The following is an 11,958-nucleotide window of genomic DNA, read 5'->3' on the forward strand; positions in this document are numbered from 1 at the left end:
CGACCGGCGATGACTGCCGCGGAGACCGATCGCGCGCTCGTCGAGCGGGTCGCGAAGGGCGACCGTGCCGCCGTGCGGCTCCTGTTCATGCGCCACCACGCGCGGGTCTACCGCTTCGCGGCACGCCAGACGGGATCGGAACTGATGGCCGACGATATTGCGAACGAGGTATTCCTTGAACTCTGGCGGCAGGCGCCGGCCTTCGAGGGCCGCTCGGAGGTCTCGACATGGCTGCTCGGCATAGCCCGCTTCAAGGCGCTGTCCCTGCTGCGCAAGAAGAAGGAAGACTGGATCGACGACGATGACGCGGCCCAGGTCGCCGACGGCGCCGACACGCCGGAAGTCGTGACGATGAAAGAAGACAAGGCCGCTGCCTCGCGACGCTTCATCGATGCCATACCGGAAGAGCACCGTACGGTGATCGACCTTGCCTATTATCACGGGCAATCGGTGAGCGAGATCGGCGAGGTACTCGGCATCCCGGTCGCCAGGTCAAGACCAGGATGTTCTTCGCCCGCAAGGAACTCGGCGAAGCCCTCAAGGCCGCCGGTTACGACAGGGGGTGGCCATGAGCGCCGCTGAAAAGATGTCGCGCCGCGACGAAATGGAAATGCTGCTGCCGTTTTATCTGAACGGCTCGCTGGAGGGCACCGAGCTCGAAGCCATCGAGGAATGGCTGGCAAGCGATCCGGCGGCGATGGCCGCACTAGGCGAGGCCGAGGCCGAATTCTCCGGCACCGCTGCCGCAAACGAGGCAATCCGCCCGCCTGCCGATGCGCTCAGCCGCTTTGCCAAGGCGCTCGATGCCGAGGCCGGCCCCGCCCGCGGGCCGGCGGCATCGTCCTGGCTGGCGCAGGCCTGGAGCCGCTTCATGGCGGTGCCCGCCGGCATCGCCTGGGCCGCGGCCGCGGTGCTGCTGGCCCTGGTCGTCACGCAATCCTTTGTGCAGACCGGCAACAAAGATGGCGATTTCGAGATTGCCGGATCGGACGACGATCTGGCCAAAATGCCGTTTGCCCTTGTGAAGTTCAAACCGGATGCGAAGCTGTCCGACATCGTCGCTTTTCTCGACAAGAACCAGTTGACGATCGCCGGCGGGCCCACCGCCGACGGCGTTTTCCGGCTCGGCGTTCCGGCCAAGACCGCCGCCGACTATCAGAAACTGCTTGGCCTTATTGCCGCCCAGCCTTTCACCGAAGCTGCCCTGGAGGGAAGGAAACCGGCTGATGGCCGCTAAGGCGGTCGTTCGATTGACGGCGACGATGACAATCTTCGCCACGTCTGCCGTCGCACAAACCAACGATCCTAACCTCACCCAGGCGGAGATCGACTGCCTGAATCGGGGAAGTGCTGCCGACGCCGACTGCGCCAAGGATGGCTGCTCGGCAACACGCTGGTGCGCTTCGGCATTCCGGATGGCCGCCCGGTCGGCGTCATGCAGGCACAGCTTGCCGCCGGCGGCCGCATTTTGCGGCGTGAGGCCAACCATGTCTACTCGCTGCAGCAGGCGGCCAGCATCGTCAATTATACGTTCGAACGCATCGCGCTCGACGCCAACGAAGCCAGCGGCGAGAATGTGCGTGTTGGCGTCATCGATACCGGCATCGACGACAAAAATCCGGCGCTCTCCGGTATCATCGCCGGGCAGTTCAATGCCATGCCCGACGTGCCGATCAAGGCGCGCGACCACGGCACTTCGGTCGATGGACTGATCGCTGGCGCCGGCGCGTTCAAGGGCATGGCGCCTGGCGCCAGGATCTATCACGCCCGCGCCTTCGAGGGCGGCAAGTCGACCATGGACGTCATCCTTTCGGCGCTCGACTGGGCAGCGGTGCAGGATGTCCGCATCATCAATATGAGCTTCGTCGGTCCGAAGAACGACCTGCTCGGCATCGCCTGGCGCAATGCGCGTGCGCTTGGCATCGTGCTGGTCGCGGCCGCCGGCAATAACGGGCCGAAGGCGCCCTATGGTTATCCGGCCGCCTTCGACGGCGTGATCGCGGTGACGGCCACCGATGCCCAGGGACGGGCTGATAGCGCAGGCCAATCGCGGCGCCTACGTCTTCATCTCCGCCCCTGGCGTCGAGATGGTGGCGCCAAGCGGCGCCGGGTCGGATGTCGTGACCGGGACATCCTGTGACCGGCGCGGTCGCCAATCTGTTGCATGCGGCGCCCGATCGCTCCGCCGACTGGGTCGAGAAAGCGCTCGCCGGCACGGCAAGGGATCTTGGCCCCAAGGGCCGCGACAATGATTTCGGTTTTGGCCTGCTGGACACCAAAGCGGCCGAGGCGGTCAAGGAATAGCCCGCTCAAGTCGCATTTTGCCGAGGACGTGCCAGAAAATAGAACGCGGCGATGTGTGTGATCATCAGCAGCGGTACGTAGATGATCGGGATCGCGTAGGCGGCGCCCAGTTCCCCCGCGCGTGCAGGAAGGCCGATCTGAATGGCGTGATAATAGTCGACGACGAGGTCGACCGTCCCTACGACGTTGAAGGCGACAACCAACGGCCAGAAGAGCGGGGATATCCTCAGCGTGAGCAGCGCCAGCATGGCCAGCACGCCAGTCGCGAAATCGCCGTAGGCGGCGAACACAGCGAAATTGGCGGGCAGATTGGGGCATACGACGCCCGGAACGAGGAAGACGAGCCCGAAGAATCGGAAGCTGTGCAGCGTAGCGATAGCGCGTTGCGCCGCGACCCGGTCCATCGACCTGAGCCAAGGCAGACCGTACGCGCCGAAGCAAAGTAGCCACGCGACGTAGCCGAGAACAAGATGGGTTTGGAACACCATTTCCGTGGACATTTGGCCTTCTCTCAACAGTTGGTTCACGCGGCTTTAAGCCCGCTACCGAAATTCGACTATCCGGTGTAATCACAACAACCTATGAAGCAGAACTACACAGTCCGACATGGTGCGCTGGAGGGCGTCGAGGTGTTCCTGGCTGTCGCCAGGCACCGCAATTTCCGCCGTGCCGCCGCCGATCTCGGCGTGACGCCGTCCGCCGTGAGCCAAGCGGTGCGCGCGCTGGAAGCTCGTCTGGGCACGGCGCTGTTCGTCCGCACGACGCGGAGCGTTGGTTTAACCGAACCTGGCCAGCGGTTCCTCGACCGTGCCGGCCCTGCATTCGAGGAGCTCGTTGCGGCCGGCGCGGCGGCTCGCGATATCGGCCAACGGCCGACCGGTCTACTGCGCCTGTCTGTACCCCGCGCCATCGTGCCGCTGATGCTGGAGCCGGTGCTCGCGTCGTTCTGCCAAGCCTATCCTGAGATCGAACTTGAGATCGCCGTGAGCGACCAAATGGTCGATCTCGCGACCGGTGGGTTCGACGCCGGCATCCGCCTCGGGCAACTCATCGCCGCCGACATGGTCGCGGTGCGGCTGACCCCGCCGTTCTCGTTCGTAGTCGTCGGCAGCCCTGACTATCTTGAGCACCACGGTCGTCCCGAGCGTGTCGACGACTTGCGCCACCACTCCTGCTTACGCTTGCGCCGCTCGAATGGCGCCATCGCGCCCTGGTTGTTCATCGACGGCAACGGCGCCATCGAAGCGATCGTCTCAGGCCCGCTGATCGCGCACGACTATTCGACGTTGGTCGGGGCTGCGATGCGGGGCGTTGGGCTGGCGCAAACGCCGCGACCACTCGCCGAAGGTCCGATCGCCGAAGGAAAGCTCAAGTCGGTGCTGGACAGCATCGCCACGACGACGCCGGGTGTCTTCCTCTACCATCCTGGCAAGCGCCAAGTCCTGCCGAAGCTGCGCGCCTTCATCGATCACCTCAAATCCGCGGCCTGAAACCAGGACGCACGCCAAATGCTCGCGCTGGCTAACAGCCGCCAACGACCTCGCCCGTATTGAGCTATGCCTCTAGGCCGGGGCGCCGGCTACCGATCCCCTGACCACCAGGTCGACCGGCCAGACCTCGCCGCGAGCGCCCTCCTCCAGGCCGGAAATCCGCGCCGCCAGCCGTTCGGCGATGCGTGCGCCCGCCAGGCGGATCGACGAACGTGTCGTCGACAGCGGCACCGAAAAGTTTTCCGGCTTCAGCCAGGGAAAGACGTCGTCATGGGCGATCAGCGACAGGTCGCCCGGAATGGTCAGGCCGAGATCGCGCACCGCGCGCACCACGCCGAGCGCCATGATCAGGCTGGAGCAGGCGATCGCCGTCGGCGCGTCGCTTTGTTCCAGCAGACGCCTGGCGGCGCGATAGCCGTTCTCCTCGGTCATTGTCAGGGAACAGACATGCTGATCACGAAGCACCAGGCCGCTTGCCGCAAGCGCGCGCCGCACGCCGCGCTCGCGATGTATGGCGAAGGTCTCGCGATCGTCGCCATTGATAAGCGCCAGACGCCTGTGACCGAGCTGGACGAGAAGCCGCGCCGCCTCGTGGAAGGCGCCTTCATTGTCGATGTCGGTGAAGGGATAGTCGAAATCGAAGCCTTCGCTGCGGCCGTGGACGATGAAGGGAATGCCGAGCGTATTGACCAGCGCCACCCGCCGGTCGGCCGGCCTCGGCGAGGAGATATAGACCGCGTCGACCTGCCGGTTGGCAACAATGCGGCGGTAGGTCGTCTCCTGGTCGTCGGCATCGGCCGGTGACAGCACCAGGTCGAGCTCGTGCGAACGCGCATAGTCGCCGAGGCCGGACAGGAACTCGACGAAATGCGGGTCGATATCAACGGTCGTTCCCGTCGGCAGCACATAGCCGATCATGCCGGTCTTGCCGGTCGCCAGCCGGCGGGCGCTCGGATTGGGGCGATAGCCATGACGCTTGGCGGCATCGACCACCCGCCGGCGCGTTTCCTCGTTGACTTCCGGGTAGCCGTTCAATGCGCGGCTCACCGTGGTCTGCGAAAGCGCTAGCATGTGGGAGAGCTGCTTGAGGTTCACCGGAGGCCTCCAAACCTCAAAGCGCTTTTAATCTGAAACGATCTGGCCGCGTTGCCGAGCGCAGTGACCATACGCACGGTTCGGACCGGTTTGAAGCCGAATTTGCTGCTGCACCGCCAGAAAACTGTGCTGCAGCGCACTTTTGCCGGCACCCGGCCGGAGAAATTAAATCGATTAGCCTGGCTTCCTCTTGACTCGCGATCAATTCAGTGGCGAGATCAAAAATGACCAAAGCGCTTTGGAAGACTCCACGAAAGGTTGCAGTTCCTTTCCGACTGAGTCACAGTCCTGCGGCGCCGGCGGACGGAATGGAGGTTTCGTTCGGTGTTTGTCACCACTGGGAGGGAATACCGATGAAAAAAATGCTTCTGCTGGGCGCTGCGTTTGCCACGCTCGCCCTGGCCATGCCCGCGCAAGCCGAACTGAAGTTCAAGCCGGGCGAAGATCCCCGTTTCAACTGGGCCAACTACGAAGAGCTCAAGAAGGTCGACCTCAAGGGCGAGACACTGACGATCTTCGGGCCGTGGCGCGGCGAGGACGAAGGGCTTATCCGCACCGTTCTCGATTACTTCTCCGAAGCCACCGGCGCCGAGATCAAGTATTCCTCGTCGGAGAATTACGAGCAGCAGATCGTCATCGACACGCAGGCTGGCAGCCCGCCCAACATCGCCGTGCTGCCGCAGCCGGGCCTGATCCAGGATCTGGCATCGAAAGGCCTATTGACGCCGCTCGGCGACGACACGGCCAACTGGGTCAAGGACAATTACGGCGCGGGCCAATCCTGGGTCGACCTCGGCACCTTCAAGGACAAGGACGGCAAGCCCGGCTTCTTCGCCTTTCCTTATAAGGCCGACGTGAAATCGCTGGTCTGGTACTCGCCGGACAATTTCGAGGAAGCCGGCTACAAGGTGCCGAAGACGCAGGAAGAGCTTGCCGAGCTCGAAAAGAAGATCATCGCCGACGGCGGCACGCCATGGTGCATCGGGCTTGGTTCGGGCGGCGCCACCGGCTGGCCGGCGACCGACTGGGTCGAAGACATCATGCTGCGCACCCAGACGCCCGAGATCTACGACAAATGGGTAAAGAACGAAATTCCGTTCAACGATCCGGCCGTGGTCAACGCCATCGACATTTTCGGCAAGATCGCGACCGACGACAAGATGGTCGAGGGCGGCGCCAAGGCGGTTGCGGCGACCGATTTCCGCGACAGCCCGAAGGGCCTCTTCTCGGTGCCGCCGAAATGCTATCTGCACCACCAGGCATCGTTCATCCCGACCTTCTTCCCTCAAGGCACCAAGATCGGCGAGGATGCCGACTTCTTCTATTACCCGCCCTACGCCTCCAAGCCCGAGCTCGGCACTCCGGTGCTCGGCGCCGGCACGCTGGCCATGATCACCAAAGATAGCAAGAGTGCCCGCGCCTTCATCGAATTCCTGAAGCTGCCGCTCGCTCATGAGATCTGGATGGCACAGGGCGGCTTCGTGACGCCGTTCAAGTCGGTCAACAAGGACGCCTATGCCAGCGACGCGCTGAAGAAGCAGGGCGAGATCCTGGCCAACGCCTCGACCTTCCGCTTCGATGGGTCCGACCTGATGCCGGGCAAGATCGGCGCCGGCGCGTTCTGGACCGGCATGATCGACCTGGTCGGTGGCAAGTCCGCCCAGGACGTCGCCACCGACATCCAGAAAAGCTGGGACGCGATCAAGTAAGCGGCCGGCTCGAGTCCCATGTGATGCGGTCCGGGCCTCAAACGGCCGGACCTTCTTCGGTGCCTGGCGTCGCGTCGATTGTCGTGAGCACGACGCATTCCGGCATGACGCGCGCCCAGTGACCTGCTTTTCGGCTGGTCGCGCTCCAGACAACTGAATCGGCGCATGATCCCGTCGCCAAAGCCATTCTCGACTGGCGGATCCGTGCGCAGGGGGAGGGACCCATGGCGGCTCAGATTTTTTCGGCGATATTCGTCATCATCATCGGCGTGGGCGGCTGCGTCGCCTATTTCTGGGGTGCCAACAAGGCACTCGACACGATCTTTCCGGCACGCGGCGTTTCCGGCAAGGCGGCGATCAACAATCTGCGCCGGCAGGGGGTGATCCGGCCCTGGCTGTTCGTCGGCCCGGCGATGATCATCCTCACCATCTACCTGATCTACCCGGTGGTGGAGACGCTGAGGCTGTCGTTCCTCGATCGCGGCGGCGCCCATTTCGTCGGCTTGGCCAACTATCAATGGGCGTTCGGCGACCGCGAGTTCCGCAATTCGATCCTCAACAACATCATGTGGCTGGCGGTGGTGCCAGCCGCCTGCACCTTCCTCGGGCTGATCATCGCCGTGCTCACCGACAAGATCTGGTGGGGCACCATCGCCAAGAGCCTGATCTTCCTGCCGCTCGCCATCTCCTTCGTCGGCGCCAGCGTCATCTGGAAATTCATCTACGAATATCGCGGCGAGGGCCAGACACAGATCGGCCTGCTCAACGCCATCATCCAGTATTTCGGCGGCCAGCCGCAGGTCTGGATATCGCTGCCGTTCTGGAACAACTTCTTCCTGATGGTCATCCTGATCTGGATCCAGACCGGCTTTGCCATGGTCATCCTGTCGTCGGCCTTGCGCGGCATTCCGGAAGAGACGCTGGAAGCCGCCGTCATCGACGGCGCCAACCCTTTCCAGATCTTCTGGAAGATCATGGTGCCGCAGATCTGGGGTACCATCGCCGTCGTCTGGACCACCATCACCATCCTGGTGCTGAAGGTTTTCGACATCGTGCTGACCATGACCAACGGCCAGTGGAACAGCCAGGTGCTGGCCAATCTGATGTTCGACTGGATGTTCCGCGGCGGCGGCGATTTCGGCCGCGGCGCCACCATCGCCATCATCATCATGATAGCGGTCATTCCGATCATGGTCTGGAACATCCGCCAGGCGAACAAAGAGACGGAAGGACATTGAGATGACTGTCTCGACCGGAAAGTCCTTTGTCAGCCGTTTCGGCGTGCATATCGCCGTTTTCATCTTCGTTGCGATCTGGACGATCCCGACGCTCGGCATTCTGGTCTCGTCGCTGCGCGACAAGGACCAGATCATCGCTTCGGGCTGGTGGAACTCGTTCACCAGTTCCAGCCAGACGGAAGCCGGACGGCTGCCGCCCGCGTCGGCGCAGGTCGAGAAGGACGGCAAGTTCGTCCTGCAAGGCAACATCTTCGGCGACGGCCCGGCCCGCAATATCAGCGCCTTCGGCGTCAAGTCGGCAGCGCCGACGCAATATCCCGCCGGCACGACAGCCGATCTCGGCGAGGGCGTGACCCTGCAGCTCAATGCCAACGGCAGTTTCGTCATGACCTCGCCGAAGGCTTTCGAAGGCGAACGCGGCCAGCGCGTCTATTACGCCTCCTCGGCGCCGCCGAAATTCACCACCGACAATTACGACACGGTGCTGTTTTCGGAAGGCATCGGCCGCTCCTTCATGAACTCGCTGACCGTCACCATTCCGGCGACTGTCATTCCAATCCTGATCGCCGCGTTCGCCGCTTACGCGCTGGCCTGGATGCGCTTTCCTGGCCGGGCCCTGCTCATCGCCGTCATCATCGGCCTCCTGGTCGTGCCGCTGCAGATGTCGCTGATCCCGCTGTTGAAGCTCTACAACGGCGTCGGCAGCTTCTTCGGCGTGCCATCGAAGACCTATCTCGGCATCTGGCTGGCGCATACCGGCTTCGGCCTGCCTTTCGCCATCTATCTGTTGAGGAGCTATATCGCCGGCCTGCCACGCGAGATCATGGAGTCGGCGCGCATCGACGGGGCCAGCGATTTCGAGATCTTCGTCAAGATCGTGCTGCCCTTGTCGTTCCCGGTGCTGGCCTCGTTCGCCATCTTCCAGTTTCTCTGGGTATGGAACGATCTGCTGGTGGCGATGGTTTTCCTTGGTACCGAGGGCGACCAGATCGTGCTGACCGCCAAGCTCAATGCGTTGCTCGGCTCGCGCGGCGGCGACTGGGAGATCCTGACGACGTCGGCCTTCGTTACCATCATCGTGCCGCTGATCGTGTTCTTCTCGCTGCAGCGCTATTTCGTCCGCGGGCTGCTTGCCGGCTCGGTGAAAGGAGGTTGAGTTCATGCAATCCGCTTTGAAGGCCACACCGAAGCCCGATCTCGCTATCGATCGCGACTGGTGGCGAGGTGCCGTGATCTACCAGATTTACCCGCGCAGCTACCAGGATTCGAACGGCGACGGTATCGGCGACCTCAGAGGCATTATCGGCCGGCTGCCCTATATCGCCTCGCTCGGCGTCGACGCCATCTGGATCTCGCCGTTCTTCAAATCGCCGATGAAGGACTTTGGCTACGACGTGTCGGATTATTGCGATATCGATCCGATGTTCGGCACGCTGGCGGACTTCGACGCGCTGACCGCCGAGGCGCACCGGCTTGGCCTCAAGGTGATGATCGACGAGGTGCTCTCGCATACCGCCGACGTCCATCCCTGGTTCAAGGAGAGCCGCTCCAGCCGCAGCAATCCAAAGGCCGACTGGTATGTCTGGGCGGACGCCAAGCCGGACGGCACGCCGCCCAACAACTGGCTCTCGATCTTCGGTGGCTCGGCCTGGCAGTGGGACACCAGCCGCCAGCAATATTACCTGCATAATTTCCTGGCCGAGCAGCCCGACCTCAATTTCCACAGCCGCGCGGTCCAGGACGCGCTGCTCGACGTCACCCGCTTCTGGCTGGAGCGCGGCGTCGATGGTTTCCGCCTCGATACCATCAATTTCTACTTCCACAGCCAAGGCCTGGAAGACAATCCGCCGCTGCCGCCCGAGCAGCGCAACGACCAGACGGCGCCGGCCGTCAACCCCTATAACTACCAGGACCATCTCTACGACAAGAGCCGGCCTGAAAACCTCGGCTTCCTCGAACGCTTCCGCGCCTTGCTCGACGAATATCCGGCGACGGCCGCGGTTGGCGAAGTCGGCGATTCGCAGCGTGGGCTGGAAGTCGTGGCGGCCTATACGGCCGGCGGCAAGCGCGTCCATATGTGTTACTCCTTCGACTTCCTGGCGCCGGAGAAGATCAGCGCGGCAAAGGTGCGCTCGGTGCTGGAAACCTTCGGCAAGGTGGCCAGCGATGGCTGGTCGTGCTGGGCCTTCTCCAACCATGACGTGATGCGCCCTGCCTCGCGCTGGGCAGCCGGCGAGCCGGACCCGACCGCGTACCTCAGGGTCATCTCGGCGCTGCTGATGTCGTTGCGCGGCTCGGTCTGCATCTATCAGGGCGAGGAGCTCGGGCTCAGCGAGGCCGAACTCAGCTTCGAGGATCTGCAGGACCCATACGGCATCCGCTTCTGGCCGGAATTCAAGGGCCGCGACGGCTGCCGCACGCCAATGGTTTGGGAGGGCGCTGCCCGCAATGGCGGCTTCTCGACGGCAAAGCCCTGGCTGCCGGTGCCGGCCAAGCACCTTGCGCAAGCGGTCAATGCGCAGCAGGGCGACGACGGCTCACTGCTCGAGCACTACCGGCGCTTCCTGGCTTTTCGCCGCGCCCATCCGGCGCTGGCCAAGGGCGATATCGAGTTCGTCGAGAGCGAGGGCGACACCGTCGCCTTCACCCGCCGCGAAGGCAACGAGCAGATCGTCTGCGCCTTCAATCTCGGCGCAAAGCCGGCCAAGGTCGATCTTGGCGGCCGCTCACTGCAGCCCTTGCCGGGACACGGGTTTTCGGGACAGACTGGCGCCGGCACTATCCGCCTCGGCGGCTATGGCGCCTGGTTCGGGCGTATCGACTGAATTCAAGGAAGAACTGGAGAGTACCATGGCCGATGTCACGCTAAGGCAAGTGAGGAAATCATATGGCAATCTCAACATTCTGCACGGCGTCGACCTCGACATAAAGTCGGGCGAATTCATCGTCTTCGTCGGTCCGTCTGGTTGCGGCAAGTCCACCTTGCTGCGCTGCATCGCCGGGCTGGAGGAGATCACCTCGGGCGAGCTCAAGATCGACGGCGAGATTGTCAACGACGTGCCGCCGTCAAAGCGCGGCATCGCGATGGTGTTCCAGTCCTATGCGCTCTATCCGCACATGACCGTCTACGACAACATGGCGTTCTCGATGAAGATCGGCAAGGAAAGCAAGGCCGAGATCGACAAGCGGGTGCGCCAGGCGGCCGAGATCCTGCAGCTGACCAAATATCTCGACCGCCTGCCCAAGGCGATGTCGGGCGGCCAGCGCCAGCGTGTCGCCATCGGCCGCGCCATCGTGCGCAATCCCAAGGTCTTCTTGTTCGACGAGCCGCTATCCAACCTCGATGCGGCGCTGCGCGTCGCCACTCGCATCGAGATCGCCAAGCTCAAGGAATCGATGCCGGCCACAACGATGATCTATGTCACCCACGACCAGGTCGAGGCCATGACGCTGGCCGACCGCATCGTGGTGCTGAAGGAAGGCCATATCGAACAGGTCGGCACGCCGATGGAGCTCTACAAGCGGCCCGGCAACCTGTTCGTCGCCCAGTTCATCGGCTCGCCGGCGATGAACATCCTGCCGGCGACGATCGACAGGACCGGCAACCCGACGGTCGTCAGCCATGTCGGCGGCCGCAAGGCAACGGTGCCGATCGCAACGCCTGCCTCGGCGAAAGGCGCTGCGGTGAGCTTCGGGGTGCGGCCGGAGGATCTGATGATCGCAGCCGGCGCCGACTATTTGTTCGAAGGGACGGTCGACTATGTCGAGCAACTCGGCGAGGTCCAACTCGTCTATGTCGACATCGGCCGCGCCGACCTGCCGCTGGTGACCAAGCTGCCGGGCAATGTCGAGGTCAAGCGCGGGGCGTCGATGCGGCTGACGGCGGATGCCGGCGACCTGCATATTTTCGACGCGGACGGACACTCCTTCGCGCTCCATGAAGCAGAAGCAAAGGCGGCTTGAGGCAGGCGTTTTTCCGCCACGCAAAAGACAAGAGCGGGGGGGGTGGGCCCCCGGGGTTTTTAGGGATTTCGGGTGGGGGGTTTTTTGTTTGGGGAAAGGGTTGGGGGGGGGGCCGGGGGGGCGGGGATTGGGCACAGGGCGGGCGGAATTAAGCACATT

The 11,958-nt window shown here is 63.3% G+C and carries 9 protein-coding genes and 2 pseudogenes; 9 read left to right on the forward strand and 2 right to left on the reverse strand.

Annotated elements, in window-relative coordinates:
- Positions 1–9 precede the first annotated feature (9 nt).
- The 3 genes and pseudogenes from NKH80_RS27010 to NKH80_RS27020 form a co-directional block, all read left to right on the forward strand.
- Positions 10–572, forward strand: a pseudogene (locus NKH80_RS27010) (sigma-70 family RNA polymerase sigma factor).
- Positions 569–1,237 (forward strand): anti-sigma factor, encoded by a 669-nt coding sequence (locus tag NKH80_RS27015; protein ID WP_352994725.1) that lies wholly within the window; start codon positions 569–571, stop codon positions 1,235–1,237. The pseudogene NKH80_RS27010 and the gene NKH80_RS27015 overlap by 4 nt, the downstream one beginning before the upstream one ends.
- Before the next feature lie 120 nt (positions 1,238–1,357).
- Positions 1,358–2,304, forward strand: a pseudogene (locus NKH80_RS27020) (S8 family serine peptidase); the annotation flags it as partial.
- Positions 2,305–2,309: 5 nt separating this feature from the next.
- Here the strand turns inward: NKH80_RS27020 and NKH80_RS27025 are convergent.
- On the reverse strand, positions 2,310–2,804 hold the full coding sequence (locus NKH80_RS27025; RefSeq protein ID WP_352882206.1) for a DUF8737 domain-containing protein: 495 nt from the start codon (positions 2,802–2,804) through the stop codon (positions 2,310–2,312).
- Between the two features lie 81 nt (positions 2,805–2,885).
- Here NKH80_RS27025 and NKH80_RS27030 point away from each other — a divergent pair, with 81 nt between their 5' ends.
- Entirely contained in the window at positions 2,886–3,794 is a 909-nt protein-coding gene (locus tag NKH80_RS27030) for a LysR family transcriptional regulator (protein ID WP_352882204.1), read from the forward strand.
- Positions 3,795–3,866: 72 nt separating this feature from the next.
- On the opposite strand, the gene NKH80_RS27035 is transcribed toward NKH80_RS27030, so the two are convergent.
- Positions 3,867–4,889 (reverse strand): substrate-binding domain-containing protein, encoded by a 1,023-nt coding sequence (locus NKH80_RS27035; RefSeq protein WP_031213013.1) that lies wholly within the window; start codon positions 4,887–4,889, stop codon positions 3,867–3,869.
- A gap of 353 nt (positions 4,890–5,242) precedes the next feature.
- Between NKH80_RS27035 and NKH80_RS27040 the strand changes: the two genes are divergently transcribed.
- The 5 genes from NKH80_RS27040 (at position 5,243) to NKH80_RS27060 (ending at position 11,799) form a co-directional block, all read left to right on the forward strand.
- A complete protein-coding gene (locus NKH80_RS27040) occupies positions 5,243–6,598 on the forward strand; it encodes an ABC transporter substrate-binding protein (protein ID WP_352686578.1) in 1,356 nt (451 codons plus the stop codon).
- A 224-nt stretch (positions 6,599–6,822) separates the two neighbouring features.
- Entirely contained in the window at positions 6,823–7,836 is a 1,014-nt protein-coding gene (locus NKH80_RS27045) for a carbohydrate ABC transporter permease (protein ID WP_352480046.1), read from the forward strand.
- A 1-nt stretch (position 7,837) separates the two neighbouring features.
- Positions 7,838–8,992, forward strand: a complete 1,155-nt coding sequence (locus NKH80_RS27050; protein WP_352994728.1) for a carbohydrate ABC transporter permease — start codon at positions 7,838–7,840, stop codon at positions 8,990–8,992.
- A 4-nt stretch (positions 8,993–8,996) separates the two neighbouring features.
- Positions 8,997–10,661: a beta-galactosidase BglA gene (bglA, locus tag NKH80_RS27055; protein ID WP_352994730.1), complete on the forward strand. Its 1,665-nt coding sequence runs from the start codon at positions 8,997–8,999 to the stop codon at positions 10,659–10,661.
- A 25-nt stretch (positions 10,662–10,686) separates the two neighbouring features.
- A complete protein-coding gene (locus NKH80_RS27060) occupies positions 10,687–11,799 on the forward strand; it encodes an ABC transporter ATP-binding protein (RefSeq protein WP_352480043.1) in 1,113 nt (370 codons plus the stop codon).
- The last annotated feature ends 159 nt before the right edge of the window (positions 11,800–11,958 follow it).

Source organism: Mesorhizobium sp. M0904, assembly GCF_040319475.1.
Classification (GTDB): Bacteria; Pseudomonadota; Alphaproteobacteria; order Rhizobiales; family Rhizobiaceae; genus Mesorhizobium.

What these genes read in the sequence shown, in the direction of transcription:
- NKH80_RS27050 (WP_352994728.1), top strand. Translation starts at nt 7,838, where the DNA reads ATGACTGTCTCGACCGGAAAGTCCTTTGTCAGCCGTTTCGGCGTGCAT.
- NKH80_RS27025 (WP_352882206.1), bottom strand. Translation starts at nt 2,804, where the DNA reads ATGTCCACGGAAATGGTGTTCCAAACCCATCTTGTTCTCGGCTACGTC.
- bglA (WP_352994730.1), top strand. Translation starts at nt 8,997, where the DNA reads ATGCAATCCGCTTTGAAGGCCACACCGAAGCCCGATCTCGCTATCGAT.
- NKH80_RS27015 (WP_352994725.1), top strand. Translation starts at nt 569, where the DNA reads ATGAGCGCCGCTGAAAAGATGTCGCGCCGCGACGAAATGGAAATGCTG.
- NKH80_RS27030 (WP_352882204.1), top strand. Translation starts at nt 2,886, where the DNA reads ATGAAGCAGAACTACACAGTCCGACATGGTGCGCTGGAGGGCGTCGAG.
- NKH80_RS27060 (WP_352480043.1), top strand. Translation starts at nt 10,687, where the DNA reads ATGGCCGATGTCACGCTAAGGCAAGTGAGGAAATCATATGGCAATCTC.
- NKH80_RS27040 (WP_352686578.1), top strand. Translation starts at nt 5,243, where the DNA reads ATGAAAAAAATGCTTCTGCTGGGCGCTGCGTTTGCCACGCTCGCCCTG.
- NKH80_RS27045 (WP_352480046.1), top strand. Translation starts at nt 6,823, where the DNA reads ATGGCGGCTCAGATTTTTTCGGCGATATTCGTCATCATCATCGGCGTG.